This window comes from Gardnerella sp. c11Ua_71 (assembly GCF_055818025.1).
Window position 1 is genome coordinate 318143 of sequence record NZ_JARFVR010000001.1, and the last position, 18360, is coordinate 336502.

The following is an 18360-nucleotide window of genomic DNA, read 5'->3' on the forward strand; positions in this document are numbered from 1 at the left end:
TATTTTCAGCGCTAATAAAATTACTCAGCTATGCTTGGCTAAAATCACGCAGCAATGCTTGCAATATCCACTGGAACACCAGGAGCCATCGTAGAGGTAATCGTTACCTTAGTGATGTAACGACCCTTGATGGTAGTAGGCTTCAAGCGGCGAATCTCATCGGCAACAGCCTTGAAGTTCTCTTCAAGAGCCTTCTCGTCGAAGGAAAGCTTGCCAAAGAGGAAGGAAAGATTGCCCTGACGATCAACGCGGAACTCAATCTTACCACCCTTAATATCGGCAACAGCCTTTGCAACATCCATTGTAACGGTGCCAGTCTTAGGATTTGGCATCAAGCTACGAGGACCAAGCACACGACCAAGGCGACCAACCTTGCCCATCATGTCTGGGGTTGCAACAACGGCATCAAAGTCAAGGAAGCCACCGGCAACCTTCTCGATAAGCTCGTCATCACCAACGATGTCTGCGCCAGCTTCTTGAGCCTCAGTAGCCTTTGGACCACGAGCAAACACCAAAACCTTAGCGGTTTTACCAGTGCCATTAGGCAAGTTCACAACGCCACGAACCAACTGATCCGCCTTGCGAGGATCCACATTAAGGCGCATAACAGCCTCAGCAGACTCGTCGAAAGCGTGCTTTGGCATGCTCTTAAGCAAAGCAATAGCCTCAGCTGGGGTGTAAAGGTTGTTGCGGTCAATCTTCTCAGCCGCTTCACGATACTTCTTAGAACGCTTCACCATTTTTTCCACTCACTTTCAGTCGGTAACGGTAATACCCATCGAGCGAGCAGTGCCCGCGATAATCTTCATACCAGCTTCAACATCTCGTGCAGAAAGATCTGGCATCTTGATTTCGGCGATTTCGCGCACCTGAGCCTTAGTCACAGAGCCAACCTTGTGGGTCAATGGGTTCTCGGTGCCCTTAGGAATGCCAGCAGCCTTAAGCAACAAAGCAGCAGCTGGTGGAGTCTTAAGAATAAATGTGAAGGAACGATCTTCGTAAACAGTAATCTCTACTGGGACGATCTGACCCATCTTGTCCTTCGTCTGGTCGTTATAGGCCTTGCAGAAGTCCATGATGTTTACGCCGTGGGAGCCTAAAGCAGGACCCAGTGGTGGGGCTGGATTTGCTTTACCAGCCTGAATCTCGAGCTTAATAAGCGCAGAGACTTTCTTTTTTGGAGCCATAATATGGTTCTTCTTTCTTTTGAAGCGGTTCATTCGGCGCCCTAAAACGTTGATTTTAAGCCGTTTTAAGGATCCTCCCGCAACTTATATTGCTGTGCTGTGCTAGCGGATTACTCCTCCAGTCACAAGCTTTCCTATTATGCCACTTTGCCGCGACGATTTTGGAAACAAAAGCAAAAACGGCAAGGAATCCGTGAAACCACGAAAACCTTGCCGCATTCAAAACGCATCCGCGACTAATGCACTAGCAACCAGCCGAATGCGTTAACAAAAGAGCCTAGAACTACTTAAGTTCAACAGTTGCGCCGGCTTCTTCGAGAGCAGCCTTAGCCTTGTCGGCATCTTCCTTCTTAGCCTTCTCGAGGACTGGCTTTGGAGCATTGTCAACAATGTCCTTAGCTTCCTTCAAGCCGAGGCCAGTCAAAGCCTTAACAGCCTTGATGACGGCAACCTTCTGAGCACCTGCAGAAGCGAGGACAACGTCAAACTCGTCCTTCTCTTCCTCAGCAGCGCCAGCGGCAGCGGCTGGAGCAGCAGCAACAGCAGCAACAGGAGCAGCAGCCTCAACATCGAACTTCTCTTCAAAGGCCTTGACGAACTCAGAAAGCTCGACGAGGGTCATTTCACCGAAAGCTTCAAGAAGCTCTTCGCTAGTGAGCTTAGCCATAATGGCTTCCTTTCTTACTTGGCCAGACACACCTTGTGCCTTAGAGCCATAACATTTTTATTATTTTTGGTCTCATGCAGCAAGCTGCAAGGGAATCAAGCGGCCTTTTCCTGCTTCTCGCGCAAAGCGTCGATAGTACGCACTGCCTTGGTTGGCAAAGCGTTGAACAGGTAGGCGGCCTTGGACATGGTGCCCTTGAGCGCGCCAGCCATCTCGGAAAGCAATTCTGGGCGAGACTTGAGGTCTGCCAGCTGCTTGGCGCCTTCGGCATTGTAAACGGTTCCATCTGCGAAACCGCCCTTGATGACGAGGGTCTTATTCTCTTTGGCAAAATCACGCAAGGTCTTAGCAGCCTCAATGAAATCGCCCTTTACAAAGGTGATTGCAGTTGGGCCAGCAAGAAGCTCATCAAGACCTTCAATGCCCGCTTCCTTAGCGGCAATGCGAGCAAGCGTGTTCTTAGCCACAGAGTAGGAAGTATCGCGGCCTAGCTTTTCGCGCAGAGAAGAAATCTGCGGAACTGTAAGCCCGCGGTACTCGGTAAGGTAGACAGCGTCGGCGTTACGGAACAAATCCGTAAGCTCTGCAACTACCGCTTCCTTTTCGGGCCTCTTCATGGCGTTCCTTCCTAAATTGGCCGTCGGAATGGAAATAACATATCAAAAAAGCCCTGCGCACGGCAGAGCATCCAAAAAACACATAGTGTTAAAAAGTTTGTGAAAAATCGCAAATAAATTGCAACAATCACTGCTCAACCTGTGCTGGCATGACACATCATTTTCAGGAATCTTACGACTCCACCAACGGTCTGTGGTTTACGTTGGGCAAGTTTAATACCCACACGCGACAATGTCAATATTTTTTCGCAAACTTTATAATTTATTTTTATTTAAGATTATTTAAGAGCGTACTCAACACGCGCGGTTGCTGGCGACTTATCCCAAACTAACTCGGAAAAGTCGAAAGCAACCGTACGCACCAAATACGCTCTTAAAATAATTAATTAAATTAATATCTAACTAATATCTAACTTAACTAATACAAACTAACAGATTTACAAAACTGCGTTAGCAACAAAATCAAGAATGAACAAAAGCGAAACAATCCAAAGCATTGGATGAACGTCTTTAGCACGCTTCTTGCAAGTCATAACTAAGCAGTACATGATAAATCCAGCGGCGATGCCGTAAGAAATCGAGTAAGAGAACGCCATAAACACAGCGGCGAAGAACGCAGGAATAGCTTCAGAAATATCATCCCAAGCAATCTCCTTCAACGAGCTTGCCATCATGCAACCTACAACTACAAGCACGCCAGCCGTAGCAGCAGCAGGAACAGCGCTAGCCAAAGGCGCAAGCACAATCGAAAGTGCAAAGCACACAGAAACAACTACAGAAGTCAAACCAGTGCGGCCACCAGCACCAATACCAGCAGCAGACTCAACGTAAGTAGTGGTGTTAGAAGTACCGCAAATTGCGCCAACCGAAGTTGCAATCGAATCAGCAAACAGCGCACGATCCATCTTGGAGCTAAAGCCAGATCCGTTTTCCAAAGCCTTCTCATCTGCCTCAGAGAAAATGCCAGTACGACGGCCAGTACCAATAAACGTGCCAAGAGTGTCGAAAGTATCCGACATAGAGAAGGCGAAAATAGTTACCAAAACAAGCGGAATGCGTGCTGGATTAGAGAAGAGAGCAGGGAAACCTTGCGGACCAAAAATAGCACCAAAGGTGGTTGGAAGCTGAGCAAAAGCATCTGTAACAGAAACAGCGTTATTTAACGAAGTCAAGCTAAGCGGAATACCAATCAAAGAGGTTGCAATAATCGTAATAAGCAAGCTTGCGCGAACCTTAAGAACAGTAAGAACAATAGCCAAAACAAGTCCAATAAGGAATAGCCACAAAACAGGATTGTTAATAACTGCAAGACCTGGAATAGCAGCGGTTGGCTTACTCTTAGCAGCGGCAGCAGGATCCTTGGAAGTAAAGGTTATTAAGTCAACGCTCATAATGCCTACGTATGCAACGAATAAACCAATGCCACCACCAATCGCGTGTTGCAACGAAGTTGGGATGGCGCGAATAATCATCTTACGAATCTTAGTAACGGTAATAATAATGTTAATTAAACCGCACAAGAACACCATGCACATGGCTTCTTGCCACGTAAAATGCAAGCCAAAGCAAACTGTGTATGTGAAGAATGCGTTAAGACCCATGCCAGCAGCTTGAGCGTAAGGCACGTTAGCAAACAGGCCCATAACAAGCGTGCCAATAATTGCTGCGATGATTGTAGCGAGGAAAACGCCACCCTTAGGCATGCCAGTTTGGCTTAAAATCATTGGGTTTACGACGATAATATACGACATTGCAAAGAATGTAGTGAGACCTGCAGTGATCTCCGTTGATACATTCGTGCCGTTTTCTTTGAGATGGAAGAACTTTTCCATAAACTCTCTGTTCCTTGGTTTTACAGCGCAAAAGACCATAAAAAGCGCGGCGAGAGCACTTGAGCAATCGCGGACGCAATTACATTTGGGCATTCACGCAGAGGTTACTGCGACTCGCTCGACGCACAAAGCAAAAGCCGAATAAACACGCTAGAAAACTCACGAAATTTGAAACGACTTATAGAACTTTGAACAACCGAACAGGTTCGACCTTACGCGCACGTGCTGACCAAAGAAAATCATGTAAAGAACCATGCAAAGAAAACGTGTAGCGAATCGCACGAATGCAAAAATCACCCAAAGCGGCCAGAAATGTAGCGCTCCGCCTCCGTGTTGCGCGGATTGTTGAACATAGTGGTTGTATCTGCAAAATACTCAAGATGCCCTGGTTTTCCAACCGCCTTAAGGTTAAAGAACGCAGTGTAGTCGGCAACGCGCGCTGCCTGCTGCATGTTGTGCGTTACAATCACAATCGTGTAATCGCGCTTAAGCTCGTTAATCAAATCTTCTACAGCAAGAGTAGAAATCGGGTCAAGAGCAGAGCAAGGCTCGTCCATAAGAAGCACTTGCGGATGCACAGCCACTGCTCGCGCAATACAAAGTCGTTGCTGCTGGCCGCCAGAAAGCCCGATTCCTGGCTTATCTAGTCTATCTTTAACTTCGTTCCACAAATTCGCGCCGCGCAAAGCCCACTCAACTAGGTCGTCGGCATCTTGCTTTGAAATATGGCGATTATTTAAGCGAACTCCTGCAAGAACGTTTTCTCGAATAGACATTGTTGGGAAAGGATTTGGACGCTGAAACACCATTCCAACATCTCGGCGAACTGCCACAGGATCCACATCTTTGCCATACAAATCACGGCCTTCAAGCAACACCTGACCTTCCACGCGAGCGCCTGGAGTAATCTCGTGCATGCGGTCTAAAGTGCGCAAAACCGTTGATTTTCCACATCCCGAAGGCCCAATAAAAGCCGTAACCTTGTTTGGCTCAATGCTTATGTTAACGTCTTCTACTGCTAGAAAATCACCATAGTAAATGTTCAAATGCTTAACATCAATGCGCTGACCCATTTGCGCCTCACTTTCTAAAATCCTTCGTCTTACTTTGCTTTTACTGAAAACACGCGCGCCACAACTCGCCCAACAATATTCAGCAGCAAAACAATCACAATCAAGGCAAGAGCCGCTGCCCATGCTCGCTCCATTGGAATCGTAGTAACGCACGAAGATGGCGCGTTAGCTGGGCAATTCGCCGAAAGCTTTGAATACTCTTGGTAAACGTACACTGGCAAAGTGGTCATTTGCCCATCAAAAAGATTGAAATTCGTGGATGCAATAAACCCAGCTGCCATTAAAAGCGGAGCCGTCTCTCCAACCACGCGTGCAACCGCAAGAATGCAGCCAGAAACAATGCCAGGCAAGGCGGTTCGCAACACAATTTTTGTAATCATGCGCTGCTTTGTAACACCTAGAGCCAGCGCCGCTTCTCGCAAATCATTCGGCACAATTTTTAGCATTTCTTGACACGACTTAACAACAGTCGGAAGCATAAGCAGCGAAAGCGCAACAGACCCTTCAAAACCGTTGATTGTTCCAGGACCCACAAAAATCGTAAAGCTAGAAAACGCAAACAAGCCAGCCACAATCGAAGGTATTCCGCTCATAACGTCTACAACAAGATTAATCAACGTAGCTAAGCGACTTCCTCGCGCATACTCAATCAAATACACGGAGCACATAATTCCAATCGGAATCGAAATCAGCATTGCGCCAAAAGTAATCTCCAAAGTTCCAATAATGGCGTGCAAAATACCGCCGTAACCACCTGTGCCAGTAGCAGCGCCACCAACCACATACGTCATATTATGCGTTAAAAAGTCAAGGTTTAGTCGCTTAATGCCGTTTACAATAGTCGTAAAAAGCAAAGAAAGAAGCGGAATTAGAGCAACTACAAAAGACAGGAAGATTAGCACGCGCATAAACGCGTCTTTTCGCTTACGACTTGCGATTCTAGAACGCGTTGGACGGAACTTGTTAAAGTCGATTTTTGGAGATTCGCTGCTTGCGCTAACAGAGCCAGCTTGTAACGATTCTGAATTTTGCATCATGCACTCGCCTTTCCCGTGATTTTGCGAGCAATAAGGTTTACAGCGAATGAAATAACAAACAGCACCAAACCTGTAGCAATAAGCGCACTAACACCCAATCCGTTGGCTTCTGGGTATTGCGCTGCTATGTTTGCTGCAATCGTCTGGTTTTGTGAAGCTTGCAAAATGTTGAATTTAAAGGTGAATCCTGGAGACAAAATCATAAGAACTGCCATTGTCTCGCCAAGCGCGCGACCAAGACCAAGCATAGACGCGGAAACAATTCCCGACTTTGCAAACGGCAAAACCGCTAGCTTTATCATCTCCCACTTTGTGGCACCAAGAGCGAGCGCGCCTTCTTGCTGCAATCGCGGAGCTTGCTGGAAAATGTCTCGTGCCATAGAAGTTATAATCGGCAAAATCATAACAGCAAGAACAACACTAACGGTTGCAGCACTACGCGAAGGACTTGCCGCAGGACCTGCAAAAAGCGGAATCCAGCCAAAAATGTGCGAGATAAACTTCCAGAATGGGTATATGGATGGAACTAGCACCAATCCGCCCCAAAGACCGTAGATTACGGACGGAATCGCAGCAAGCAAGTCGACTACACCACTTAAAAGCGGCACCATTTTTGGCGGAGCATAGTGGCTTATAAACAGCGCGATTCCAATCGAAACAAAGAATGCAAGGAGCAGAGCGAGCGCAGACATAAGAACAGTTCCAAAAACCATTGGCGCTACGTAGCTTAGGAAATCGTGCGCTTTGCCTCCCGTAAAGTCTAAAAATACTTGACTTACTTGGCTTTTGTTTGCGCCTACAATCGGCAACGCTTGAAACAGCAAGAACAACGCCACAGCTGTAAGCACCATTAAAATCAGCAATCCGCAAGCAATAGCTACGCTTTTGAACAAGCGGTCGGCAAAATGGCCACTTTTGCGCACATCTTTACTGATTTCAGTTCTTTGTTTAGAACTCACTCATGCTCCTTTTGTAGTCATTATATAAATGCTATCAGCAGCAATATATTGACTACTCTATTAACTACTCTAAAATCTTGGCAAATTACTATTTTTACTTGCCTATAGACTGAATCGACTTGTTAATCCTGCCCATAAGCTTTTCTGGCAAAGGCGCAGTTCCAGCAGCGCCTTGAGCCGCAGCCTGACCATCTTTGCTGGTAACGTAGCTAAGCCAAGACTTTGCAAATCGTGCTGTTGCAGCGTCTTTGTAAGCACCGCACACAATATCGTAAGAAACTAGCACAATTGGGTAAGCGCCTTTTTCTTCCGTTTTGTGGTTTATTTTAACAACAACGCGGTGCTTTGATTTTGCTGCAGCATCTTCGTCAACCTTTGAATCATTAACGGTTATAGAGCCACCTTCTGGGCTAATCTCGTTGTAAGAATCTCCCACTTTTACTGCCACAGTTCCAAGCTTTCCAACTTGCGAGAAGTCCGCGTATCCAATCGCTCCGTCTGCCATGCGTATTGTGGAAACAACGCCAGACGTGCCTTTTGCGCCCTGACCCACGCTATTTGGCCAATTTTCGCTAAGATTGTAGGACCAATCGCTTGGCGCAACGTCTTTTATGTAGCTTAAGAAGTTCTGCGTTGTGCCAGACTTATCGGACCTGTGAACAACTGTAATCGGCTTATCTGGTAGCTTTAGCTTTGGATTTTGCGATTTAATCGCATCATCATTCCAACGCGTAATCTTGCCGTCGAAGATTTTTGCGATTGTAGAAGCATCCATATTTATGTGTTTTCCAGCATCCGAAATGCCTTTTAGATTAAAGATTATTGCGATTGGAGAAACGTATACTGGAACGTCGAAAGCTGTAGTGCCATTTGCACAAACCGACTTTGATTTTTCTAACTCGTCGTCGCTTAGCGATTTATCGGATCCAGCCCATGCTGTGGCTCCCGTCATAAACGTTGTAACTCCTGCACCCGAGCCAGTTGGATTATATGCGATTTTTGCGCCAGGATTTTTTGATTGGAATCCTGCAATCCACGCTTCTACAGCAACCTGCTGGGAAGATGCACCCGAACCTTGGAAGTTTCCTACGATTTTTGCGCTAGTATTTGCGGACGATTGCGAATTACTTGCAGGAACATTATCTCCACAAGCTGCAAAGCTCACTAAAGTTGCGGACGCTAGCAATCCTGCTGCAATCGCGCGAATGTTCAAATTTGTGTTCAACTTGATTGATTTATTTTTTACTGCATTATTTTTTACTGCATTTTTACGCATATTCTTCATTCCTTTCAAGAAGAATTGCCATCATGCCAGCCAATCTGCGTTTCTCGTATAACCTACCGCAAATTTTCCTCTTAAACTATTTAAACTAATGTCTAAAACTGGCATCTTTTATTTCTTATTACCTTTTTTCTTCTATTAACGATGCCAATCATAAGAGGGGGGTAAAAACCTTGCCGCCAAAATCTGATTGCACTCAGAAAATGGCGGCATTTAGCGCTACTCGCCTTTTGTTTGGCGATGCAGCGCGTCGGCGACCACATCGGCGTGTTGCATTCTACAAATTTCTAGCAATATTTACCGTCATTTTTGCAGCTGTATCCGCGTATTCGGATATGTCGAAAGTGTGGAACTCCTCGTATTTTGTGTCTGCATTATCGCTCATTGCGCGCACAACTAACGCTGGAACGTCGTTTCTTGCAGCAACGTGAAGAATCGCAGCGCCTTCCATTTCTACAGCATCCGCTTGAGTCGCCTCAATAACTTCCGCCACTTTTTCGGGCGTGTCTACAAAATATCCACCAGAGGCGATTGTTCCCAAAATGTGGTTAATGCCCATCTTTGTTAAAACGCTGTCTGCAGTTTTAAGAAGATAATCGTCTGAATGATATTCGTTTGTAAACGGCTTCCACTGATTAATCATGCGCATGTCGGTGTCTAAATATTTTAATGTTTTTCCAAGAACAACATCATTCGTATGCAAATTTTTATTGAGATTTCCCGCAATTCCCGAAAAGATTACGGCCTGCGGCTTGTACGTATCAATTAAATACTGTGCAGTTGCAGCGGCATTTACAAGTCCCATTCCGCCAACTGTTGCAGCAACTTCGATTTTTCCGCCATCTTCGCATTCAAGCACGCCACAAGATACATCTAAGCTGGCTGCCTTATTATGCTTAACATTGCTAAGAGAACCGGCAATGTGAGTAACTTCTTCTTCCATAGCGCCAATAATGGCGATTTTTGTAAACTTAGGCATTCGTCAAATCATCCTTTTATCTTGTGCATTGAATTGCGTTTAATCAAAAATACGCTTACACAACACATAATAACAAAAGATGCGGTTGCAATTTTTAGCAAGGCGCTGCACGTAAATTCAAACCAAGGATTTGTGGAGGGAACATTCAAAAAACCCATGATTGAATCGTGGAACGCAATAAACACAAAGAAAGACGCTATTAGCAAAACGCAAATCGTAGAGCCAACAACAAGACGACATCCGCGCACAAAAACGCAAAGTACAATCAATGTAATAAACGGAACAATAACGCTAAGCCATAGTGCGGAACAGGTAACAACAGTGTAGCCTTTGCTGTGAGTGCCGCGATACCACGCAAACGCCAGAAGAAATGCGCCAGCAAGCAGAAGCGCAAAAATCGCGTATCGCGCGATCGTCAGGGCGTGGCTTGAAACGTTTTTATATTGGTGAAGATTGTTACGATCGGGGGCTGGCGATTCGCACATTTTGCACACCTTTGTTCAAAAATGCTGACTATTTGAGGGTCTATTGTACTGGTTTACACCTAAAAAAACACGGCGTGTCGCCATACAATATGATTATGCAGATTTCACCAAGCTATGTAGAGATTCGAGATTTTTCGCACTGAATGAGATGTTTCGCTCGCGCGGATTAGCCGCGCTCACGTCTTCTCTTGCGTTGAAAGCACACTGTGCTTTCAACTTTGAGCAAGCTCAGCGAATCGAAGTGCATTCGCGCGCTACGCTTTAAGCACTCATGCAGGTCGATTCGCAGTCCTCCGATGGTGATTCGCTGAATCAGCAAGAAAAATCGAGAATCTCAGGCGATTAAGCAATACGCAATTGTTCAGACTCGTAAGAGGGCTGGGTGATTCTTGGTCGAACAATATAAGAGCGGCAGCCGATACCAAATAATCCAATGATCAACCACTACAAACAAACCTCAACCCAAAAACAAAATTAAAGACAAAACGGAACAACCGCAACAATAACCAACACGCAAGAGTCAGAGCGTTGTGAGACAAGAATTAGCCAGCCCTCCTACAACACCAAGCAAGGAAATATAGGAAATCGCACAACATTTTCGGGAAAATCTTCCCGACTTTGTAGCTCGACACGCCGATTAAAGCAACATTTTCGGGAAAATCAAGACTTAATTCGGCGAGAAGAAACAGACTGCGCAAGCGTGTTAAGCAATCGCTCGGTATCTTCCCAAGAAATGCATCGATCCGTAATCGACTTTCCGTACTCAAGCTCACTCAAAGGCGCAGGATCTTGGTTTCCGCCTTGCAAGAAGCTTTCCATCATAACGCCTTTAATGCCTTTTTCGCCATGTGCAAAACGATCCGCAATATCTCGCACGACTTGAATCTGGCGATTCTCATCTTTGCCCGAATTTCCGTGCGAGCAATCGATTACAACGCCATTAGACGCCACGCAATCCGCGCCGAGCCTCAAACGAACCGACGCAACAGCAGCAGCAACAGAAGCCGCATCGTAGTTTGGACCCTTGCTAGATCCGCGCAAAACAACATGACAATCAGGGTTTCCAAGTGTTTGTACAGCACAAGCGCGTCCAAGATGGTCGATGCCAAAGAAAGTGTGATGCTGGCTAGCGGCCAAACATCCATTGACGGCGGCCGTAACAGAGCCATCCGTTGCATTCTTAAATCCGACTGGCATAGAAAGACCGCTAGCAAGCTGGCGATGAATCTGCGATTCCGTATTGCGTGCGCCAATCGCCCCCCAGCTAACAGCATCCGCAATAAACTGCGGGCTAGTCGGCTCCAAAAACTCGGTTGCTGCAGCCAAACCAGCGTCCAAAACTCCAAGAAGCGTGCGACGCGCCAAAAGCAAACCCTTGTGAATATCGTGCGTGCCGTCAATATCGGGGTCGTTAATCAAGCCCTTCCAGCCAACTGTTGTGCGCGGCTTTTCAAAGTAAACGCGCATAACAATCAAAAGCTCACCTTCGAGCTTTGCGCGCAAATCAGCCAAACGAGACGCGTAGTCAAGAGCTGCCTTAGGATCATGCACAGAACACGGTCCAACAATAACAAGAAGGCGGTCGTCATCTCCATTAAGGCATCTGCGGATCTCATCGCGTGACTCTGCAACAATATCTTGCGCATACGGAGAAAGTGGCAACTCACCAAGCACTTGTGCAGGAGTGGGAAGCGGCTCCAACTCCAACACGCGACGGTTGATTATACGATCTACTCCAACCTGGTCTTCCCAGCGCTCGAATTTAGATGAATCGAGTGGATTTTTCCCTTCTTCAACAGCTTTTTTAACAGCACGAGCATCCGAGTGATTTAAGGCATTGCTGTTATTAAACGATTTACAATTAAGATCACTTGTACTAGGCTCAATACCACTAATATCGCTGCTATTAATATCCAACTCCATAATCACCGCCAATCTTAAGCACAAAACACCGCAGCTTCAGCCAATAATCTAATTAAATCAGATCCCAATCAAGCTAGATCAAGAAAAATCAGCCTAAACTAATCTAAACCAGCTTATCGGTTTTCAGCATCAGTTATTTCTCGCACTTTCTCAACATCGTGTCTCACAGCATCCTTAAGAGTCTCAACAGAATCGAAGGCATGTTGAGGACGTAAGAATTGCGCAAATTCAATGCAAATGCGATGACCATACAAATCCTGCCACTTATCCGTTAAAGCATAAGCTTCAACCACGCGATTTTCACTATCATTAGGATACGTGGCAGAATCGTCGCCAAAATCAGAGATAGAATCAGATTCAAAGATATCGCCAGAATCACCAGAAACTACATTCTTAACAGAAGAACCTTCATTCGACTCAGCAAAAGTTGGCTTAGTTCCAATTGAAATCGCAGCAGCCCAACGCCATGGCGAATGAACTCCAAGATGCAACTCATCCTTGCGCAAAACGCCAACACTCGGAATACTAGAAGAATGCAAATTATCTGCACTAGCCTCGTCCGCATCTAAATCAACAATCCAGCCAGCGTAAACTCCATCAACAGGCACATACCCATCAATACGCTCGCCCAAATTCACTGTTGGGAAACCGATTTCACGACCGCGCTCGGCACCATGAACCACAATACCCTCAACTCTATGCGGTTGACCAAGAACATCCCTAGCATCGCGAACCCTACCATTCGCGAGCATCCATCGCACATTCGTAGAGCTCCAAGCACGAACCTTCTTATTCGGCATACCTTTACTCCAAGCGCGATATTCCGCCTTGTTCATACCATCCGCAGGGTCTTTTGGCTCTCCATCTTCAGACGGAACTTCTGGCACAATTGGGTCTGGAACACGAACATCCCCTGGACCAAAATCGTCTACCACAACCAAATCAAAAACGCCCGTAGCCTGCGCAAGCTCCTTAATCGCATGAACATTCCCAGCTCTACGCGCTCCAAGAGCTGCATCCGACCCGAGTACAAGTGCACGCATACCAAGTTTTCCAACAAGCTGCCCTAGGAAGAATCTGTATGATTTTGCAGCAAAAGCTAAGCTATATCGAACAATAATCACATGATCCACGTCTAGCTGCTGCAAAACCCTAAGACGCTGACGAACACTTGTTAACGCCTGCGAATCCACTGGAATCTGCGCGTTATCTCCAAAATCGTCGAATAAATCTGGGTTTTCATGAACCACGCTTGGTCGCGGATCAAACATTATAACCACAGAAAACGCATTGTTTTTGCGAGCAAGATCAACGGTGCGTTCAATAACTTTTCTATGCCCTAGGTGCATGCCGTCAAACACACCTATCGTAACAATCGCCTTACGCTGAGCACTTAATGTTGGCCAATTAATCATGCCGTTGGCATCTGGTCGAATGTTGATGACCTTCATCATATCCTTACTATTCGCAACTATCCGAAATAAGCAGCATTCCTGCCGCGAACCCTTATTTTCACACTATTAACTATTTTACCAGCAAACTAGCTTTGTACAAATACCACAATAGGTTTAGCTTCTATTTGATTTATGTTTTTTTCATTTTTTTCTTGTAACTTGGAGAACGCTCTGCTTCCCCCTGCGGTTGCTGGCGACTTTTCAGCGGTTTCCAGAACTGCAACAACATCGTTTTGCTCATCTTTTTCGGCTTTTACGTATGCAATAGTATTTTTTTCGCTAATCGCAGGAATCACTATTTTTCTACCAAAACGCAAGTCTTTAGCCTGATTTTCGCTGATTTCAACTGTTTGCATGGTTAATTTTGCGGATTCAAACATACTTAGAACACGATTTTGTAAATCATAGTTTTTTTGTGCAGATTTTTTGCAAGAAGAATCTCCAGATAAGTCGCAAGCAACCGAACTGTTAGAAACACTGTCAGAAAAATAGTCAGAAACACTATCGTGTCTGTCAGCTACAACAGCCTTTGCGCGAGTCTGAGTCACGCCATTCTTGTCCGTAAATGTACGAATCCTAGTTTCAAGTTTAAGAACCTTATCATCTTCTACCGAAAATTCGCCAATTCGAGTTCTCCTAAGACTTACTAAATGTCCTCCTACACCAAGAACACGCCCTAAGTCGCGAGCAAGTGCGCGAATATACGTGCCGCTAGAACAAGAAATACTCGCACGCACATCAACAACTTTTGCACCGCTTACACCCACATTAAAACGCGCATCCAGAAGCGAAAAGTCATGAATAACAACTTCTCTCGGCTCTAAATGAACATCTTTACCTTCACGCGCTAAGTCATAAGCACGCACACCGTTTATTTTAATAGCCGAAAAAGCCGTTGGAGTTTGCATAATGTGCCCAGTAAAATTCTTAGCGATTACGCAACGCAATTCTTTAAGAATCTCATCAGTATTTGCAGAGTTTAGAATGCTATTTTCATCATCAACACTTGAAACGACATCACCGTCTGCATCATCCGTATTGGTTGATTCGCCAAGACGAATCACAGCCTCATAAGTCTTATCGTGACCAAGCAAATAGTTAAGCAAGCGAGTGGCGTTACCAAAACCAAGAATCAGCAATCCTGTAGCCATTGGGTCAAGCGTTCCCGCATGACCTACGCGTTTAGTGTGCAACAATCCTCTTGCACAAGACACAACGTCATGGCTGGTAACGCCTTTCGGCTTATCTACTAATAAAATGCCTGAAGATGATGTTTGAGAACTACTCATTACTAAATTTTATTTGATTAATTATTTGATTTAAAACTATAATTCCAAATGAGCAGAATCATCTAAATCGTCGGTTGCTGGCGACTTATCTTCTACAAAATCGTTTTCGCTGTTCTCATAATCCTCATACTCGTCGGAGTCATCAAAATCATCAGAATCATCGGAATCGTCAAAATCCTCATCTTCACGAGGCTTTTTATACGGATCCTCTTCACCAGCGTACCGAGCATTTTCTCGCGCTTTAGCTAGCTCCTCATCACGCTTACGCGCGGCGACCAAAATGTCTTCAATCTCATGAGCTTCACTAGGAACCTCATCGTAAACAAATTGGATTTGAGGAGTTAAACGCAATCCAGCCTTAGCTCCAACTAGAGTGCGCAAACGCCCCTTAGCCTGTTGCAAAGCTTGGGCTGCACGCTGACGCTCACCCTGCTCTTTACCAACAGTACCAAGCTGTGTCCAATACACTTTAGCGATCTGCAAGTCGTTAGTAACTCTCACTTCTGTAATAGTCACATTAGCAAGTCGCTTATCGTGTAAATGAGCCTCCATGTTGGACGCAATCACTCTGTGAATCAGAGCCGCAATTCGCGCGGCTCTAGGGTTTGTTCCTGCCATAATTACTTGCGCTCAATCTGCTTCATTTCAAAGGTTTCGATTATATCGCCAAGCTCAATGTCGTTAAAGCTGCCAAGGTTGATACCTGCCTCGTAGCCTTCGCTAACGGATTGAACATCATCCTTGAATCTACGCAAACTGGAGATTTCAAGATCGTTGACAGTAGCAACACCGTTGCGCAAGATACGGCACTTTGTACCGCGCTTGACTTCGCCGTCTTGAACCATAACACCAGCAATATTGCCAAACTTGGAAGAACGGAAGATTTCACGAATCTCAGAGTGAGAAGTAACAACCTCTTCAAACTCTGGCTTAAGCATACCCTTCAAAGCAGCTTCAATATCTTCGATAGCCTTGTAAATAACCGAGTAGTACTTGACTTCCACGCCCTCGCGGTCTGCCAAATCGGCAACCTGACGGTTTGGACGCACATTGAAGCCAATAATCACAGCCTTATCAACTGTTGCCAAGTTCACATCGTTCTGAGTAATTGCACCAACACCGCGGTGAATAACCTGAATTCCAACTTCGTCGGAAACCTCAATCTTCATCAAGGAATCTTCCAAAGCTTCCACAGAACCAGAAGAATCGCCCTTAATAACAATGTTGAGCATATCCACTTCGGACTTAGCAAACTGTTCCTTAAGGCTTTCAAGAGACACAACCTTACGACGCTTTGCAAGCTGAGCCGCGCGCTCTGTAGCCTGACGCTTTTCGGCAATCTGACGAGCGGAACGATCGTCGGAAGTAACCAAGAACAAGTCTCCTGCAGTTGGAACAGAAGTCAAACCAAGCACCTGAACTGGCGTAGAAGGACCTGCCTCTTGCAAGTGGTTGCCATTTTCGTCGAGCATTGCGCGAACACGACCATAAGACGTACCTGCAACAATAGAATCTCCGACTTTAAGAGTGCCTTGCTGAACAAGAACAGTAGCAACAGCGCCACGACCCTTATCAAGTCGAGCTTCAACGGTTGCACCACGAGCATCCATGTTTGGATTTGCCTTAGGATCAAGCTCAGCGTCAGTTGTCAAAAGAACAGCCTCAAGAAGTTTATCTACGTTAGTTCCCTGCTTTGCGGAAATATCCACAAACATGGTGTCGCCGCCGTATTCTTCTGGCACAAGACCGTACTCTGTAAGCTGACCGCGCACCTTATCTGGGTTTGCTCCAGCAACATCAATCTTGTTTACAGCCACAACAATAGGCACGTGAGCAGCCTGAGCGTGGTTGATTGCCTCAACAGTTTGAGGCATAACGCCGTCGTCTGCTGCAACAACAAGAATTGCAACGTCTGTAAGCTCTGCACCACGAGCACGCATAGCAGTAAATGCTTCGTGGCCTGGGGTATCCAAGAACGTAATCTTGCGCTTGTCTCCATCTAAAGTAACCGTAACCTGGTAAGCGCCAATACGCTGAGTAATTCCACCAGCTTCTCGAGCTACAACATTCGACTTACGAATAGTATCGAGTAAGCGAGTTTTACCATGGTCAACGTGACCCATAACGGTAACAACTGGAGGACGAGCTACAAGATTATCGTCTTCTTGAAGTTCCTCTTCATCCAAATCAATGTCGAACTGTTGAAGAAGCTCTTTATCTTCTTCTTCTGCAGAAACGAGATTAATATTCCAACCGATTTCTTCTCCAAGAATCTGGAATGTTGTTTCATCCAAAGACTGAGTAGCTGTAGCCATTTCTCCAAGATGGAACAAAACAGTCACCAAAGCAGCTGGATTTACATCAATCTTTTCTGCCAAATCAGAAAGCGTTGCACCTTGACGAAGTCGAATCGTAGCGCCATTTCCAGAAGGAATACGCACGCCGCCAATCACTGGTGCTTTAAGCTCTTCGTATTCTCTGCGCTTTGCAAGACGATTCTTGCGAGCCTTAGAAGACTTTCCACCCTGACGACCAAATGCGCCTGCAGCACCTGCGCGACCGCGACCACCGCCACGAGATGGACCAGCATTTGGAGCGCCTGCAGCCGCAGCCTGGAAGCTTGCAGCCTGATTTGCATTAAAGCGCGATTCTGCAGACGGACGAGAGCTTGCGCCATTACCGCCACCCTGACGATGTGAACCAGACCACTGCGAAGAGCGGTTCGAACCATTACCGCCGCCCTGACGAGCGCCTCCGCGACCACCGCGACCGCGACCACCGCCGTTGCCATTACCGCCGCCCTGACCAGGCTTTGCTCCACGAGAATTTTCTGCAGCAGCGCCTGGACGTGACATTGGGTGAGGACGAGGAATATCACCAGGTGTAGGAGCGCGCATACCTTGCTTTCGGCTGAACGGATTGTTACCTGGACGAGGAGCAGAACCAGAGCCAGCACCCTGATGCGGACGAGGGCGTGGAGGCATCTGAGAAGAACGATCTGACTTAGAAGAACGATTTTCCACGCGCTTATCGCCTCGTGCATCGTTACGATTTTCCCCGCGCTTATCGCCTCCACGCTTAGAATCAGCGTTAGCGATAGCATGTGGCTTTACGTGACCAGCAGAAGGCTTAGGAATTACACCATTTGGAGTGGAAGATGAATGATTTTCTTTATTGTCACTATTATCATGATTATCATGTGGCTTTTGCGAAGAATGCTGTTTTTCCGAAGCTTTTTCTGAAGACTTATCCAAATTTCGTTTTTCAGCATTATTCTGAGCCAACGACTCCGATTTATTAGAAGAATGATTAGTCTTATTCGAAGAATTATCAGCATTCTTATTTACAGCAGGTTTCGCATCATTCTTTGCAGCAGACGATCCAGAAGATGATCCAGCGGACGCAAACTCTGTTTTTAATCTACGTGCAACAGGAGCCTCTACTGTTGAAGACGCGGACTTAACAAATTCGCCCATGCTCTTCAACCGCTCCAACACGGTTTTGCTGTCTACACCAAACTCTTTAGCTAGTTCGTATACGCGCTTTTTTACCACTCAGTGTTCTCCTCAGTCTGTG

General features: G+C 46.0%; 16 protein-coding genes. All 16 read right to left on the bottom strand.

The window, feature by feature from the left end; genetic code table 11:
• Nucleotides 1-44 precede the first annotated feature (44 nt).
• Entirely contained in the window at nucleotides 45-740 is a 696-nt protein-coding gene (gene rplA, locus P0106_RS01330) for a 50S ribosomal protein L1 (RefSeq protein WP_004112012.1), read from the bottom strand.
• A gap of 15 nt (nucleotides 741-755) precedes the next feature.
• A complete protein-coding gene (gene rplK / locus P0106_RS01335; protein WP_004112010.1) occupies nucleotides 756-1187 on the bottom strand; it encodes a 50S ribosomal protein L11 in 432 nt (143 codons plus the stop codon).
• A gap of 283 nt (nucleotides 1188-1470) precedes the next feature.
• The gene (rplL, locus tag P0106_RS01340; RefSeq protein ID WP_004112006.1) at nucleotides 1471-1854 is read right to left on the bottom strand and encodes a 50S ribosomal protein L7/L12; all 384 of its coding nucleotides are present in this window, start codon (nucleotides 1852-1854) and stop codon (nucleotides 1471-1473) included.
• 95 nt (nucleotides 1855-1949) lie between these two features.
• The gene (gene rplJ / locus P0106_RS01345; protein ID WP_421791180.1) at nucleotides 1950-2471 is read right to left on the bottom strand and encodes a 50S ribosomal protein L10; all 522 of its coding nucleotides are present in this window, start codon (nucleotides 2469-2471) and stop codon (nucleotides 1950-1952) included.
• A gap of 437 nt (nucleotides 2472-2908) precedes the next feature.
• Nucleotides 2909-4303: an NCS2 family permease gene (locus P0106_RS01350; protein WP_473730339.1), complete on the bottom strand. Its 1395-nt coding sequence runs from the start codon at nucleotides 4301-4303 to the stop codon at nucleotides 2909-2911.
• A gap of 293 nt (nucleotides 4304-4596) precedes the next feature.
• Nucleotides 4597-5376, bottom strand: a complete 780-nt coding sequence (gene pstB, locus P0106_RS01355) for a phosphate ABC transporter ATP-binding protein PstB (RefSeq protein WP_004111995.1) — start codon at nucleotides 5374-5376, stop codon at nucleotides 4597-4599.
• Between the two features lie 29 nt (nucleotides 5377-5405).
• Entirely contained in the window at nucleotides 5406-6413 is a 1008-nt protein-coding gene (gene pstA / locus P0106_RS01360) for a phosphate ABC transporter permease PstA (RefSeq protein ID WP_004111993.1), read from the bottom strand.
• Nucleotides 6410-7372, bottom strand: a complete 963-nt coding sequence (pstC, locus tag P0106_RS01365; RefSeq protein WP_014554777.1) for a phosphate ABC transporter permease subunit PstC — start codon at nucleotides 7370-7372, stop codon at nucleotides 6410-6412. The genes pstA and pstC overlap by 4 nt, the downstream gene beginning before the upstream one ends.
• A gap of 94 nt (nucleotides 7373-7466) precedes the next feature.
• Entirely contained in the window at nucleotides 7467-8648 is a 1182-nt protein-coding gene (gene pstS, locus P0106_RS01370) for a phosphate ABC transporter substrate-binding protein PstS (protein ID WP_014554778.1), read from the bottom strand.
• Nucleotides 8649-8931: 283 nt separating this feature from the next.
• Entirely contained in the window at nucleotides 8932-9633 is a 702-nt protein-coding gene (gene mtnN / locus P0106_RS01375) for a 5'-methylthioadenosine/S-adenosylhomocysteine nucleosidase (RefSeq protein ID WP_410313951.1), read from the bottom strand.
• A gap of 8 nt (nucleotides 9634-9641) precedes the next feature.
• Nucleotides 9642-10118 (bottom strand): hypothetical protein, encoded by a 477-nt coding sequence (locus P0106_RS01380; protein WP_473730340.1) that lies wholly within the window; start codon nucleotides 10116-10118, stop codon nucleotides 9642-9644.
• Nucleotides 10119-10778: 660 nt separating this feature from the next.
• Complete coding sequence (locus P0106_RS01385) at nucleotides 10779-12041, bottom strand: 3-deoxy-7-phosphoheptulonate synthase (protein WP_473730341.1); 1263 nt, start codon at nucleotides 12039-12041, stop codon at nucleotides 10779-10781.
• 113 nt (nucleotides 12042-12154) lie between these two features.
• Nucleotides 12155-13492: a riboflavin kinase gene (locus P0106_RS01390; protein ID WP_004115922.1), complete on the bottom strand. Its 1338-nt coding sequence runs from the start codon at nucleotides 13490-13492 to the stop codon at nucleotides 12155-12157.
• An 89-nt stretch (nucleotides 13493-13581) separates the two neighbouring features.
• Nucleotides 13582-14784 carry a tRNA pseudouridine(55) synthase TruB gene (gene truB / locus P0106_RS01395; protein ID WP_101892027.1) on the bottom strand — a complete coding sequence of 401 codons (1203 nt, stop codon included), beginning with the start codon at nucleotides 14782-14784 and terminating at the stop codon, nucleotides 13582-13584.
• A gap of 36 nt (nucleotides 14785-14820) precedes the next feature.
• Nucleotides 14821-15402 carry a 30S ribosome-binding factor RbfA gene (rbfA, locus tag P0106_RS01400; protein WP_004111977.1) on the bottom strand — a complete coding sequence of 194 codons (582 nt, stop codon included), beginning with the start codon at nucleotides 15400-15402 and terminating at the stop codon, nucleotides 14821-14823.
• 2 nt (nucleotides 15403-15404) lie between these two features.
• Nucleotides 15405-18338: a translation initiation factor IF-2 gene (infB, locus tag P0106_RS01405; protein ID WP_473730342.1), complete on the bottom strand. Its 2934-nt coding sequence runs from the start codon at nucleotides 18336-18338 to the stop codon at nucleotides 15405-15407.
• Nucleotides 18339-18360 lie beyond the last annotated feature (22 nt).

What these genes read in the sequence shown, in the direction of transcription:
- truB (WP_101892027.1), bottom strand. Translation starts at nt 14,784, where the DNA reads ATGAGTAGTTCTCAAACATCATCTTCAGGCATTTTATTAGTAGATAAG.
- P0106_RS01350 (WP_473730339.1), bottom strand. Translation starts at nt 4,303, where the DNA reads ATGGAAAAGTTCTTCCATCTCAAAGAAAACGGCACGAATGTATCAACG.
- P0106_RS01380 (WP_473730340.1), bottom strand. Translation starts at nt 10,118, where the DNA reads ATGTGCGAATCGCCAGCCCCCGATCGTAACAATCTTCACCAATATAAA.
- P0106_RS01390 (WP_004115922.1), bottom strand. Translation starts at nt 13,492, where the DNA reads ATGAAGGTCATCAACATTCGACCAGATGCCAACGGCATGATTAATTGG.
- pstB (WP_004111995.1), bottom strand. Translation starts at nt 5,376, where the DNA reads ATGGGTCAGCGCATTGATGTTAAGCATTTGAACATTTACTATGGTGAT.
- pstA (WP_004111993.1), bottom strand. Translation starts at nt 6,413, where the DNA reads ATGATGCAAAATTCAGAATCGTTACAAGCTGGCTCTGTTAGCGCAAGC.
- mtnN (WP_410313951.1), bottom strand. Translation starts at nt 9,633, where the DNA reads ATGCCTAAGTTTACAAAAATCGCCATTATTGGCGCTATGGAAGAAGAA.
- rbfA (WP_004111977.1), bottom strand. Translation starts at nt 15,402, where the DNA reads ATGGCAGGAACAAACCCTAGAGCCGCGCGAATTGCGGCTCTGATTCAC.
- pstS (WP_014554778.1), bottom strand. Translation starts at nt 8,648, where the DNA reads ATGCGTAAAAATGCAGTAAAAAATAATGCAGTAAAAAATAAATCAATC.
- rplJ (WP_421791180.1), bottom strand. Translation starts at nt 2,471, where the DNA reads ATGAAGAGGCCCGAAAAGGAAGCGGTAGTTGCAGAGCTTACGGATTTG.
- P0106_RS01385 (WP_473730341.1), bottom strand. Translation starts at nt 12,041, where the DNA reads ATGGAGTTGGATATTAATAGCAGCGATATTAGTGGTATTGAGCCTAGT.
- rplA (WP_004112012.1), bottom strand. Translation starts at nt 740, where the DNA reads ATGGTGAAGCGTTCTAAGAAGTATCGTGAAGCGGCTGAGAAGATTGAC.
- rplL (WP_004112006.1), bottom strand. Translation starts at nt 1,854, where the DNA reads ATGGCTAAGCTCACTAGCGAAGAGCTTCTTGAAGCTTTCGGTGAAATG.
- rplK (WP_004112010.1), bottom strand. Translation starts at nt 1,187, where the DNA reads ATGGCTCCAAAAAAGAAAGTCTCTGCGCTTATTAAGCTCGAGATTCAG.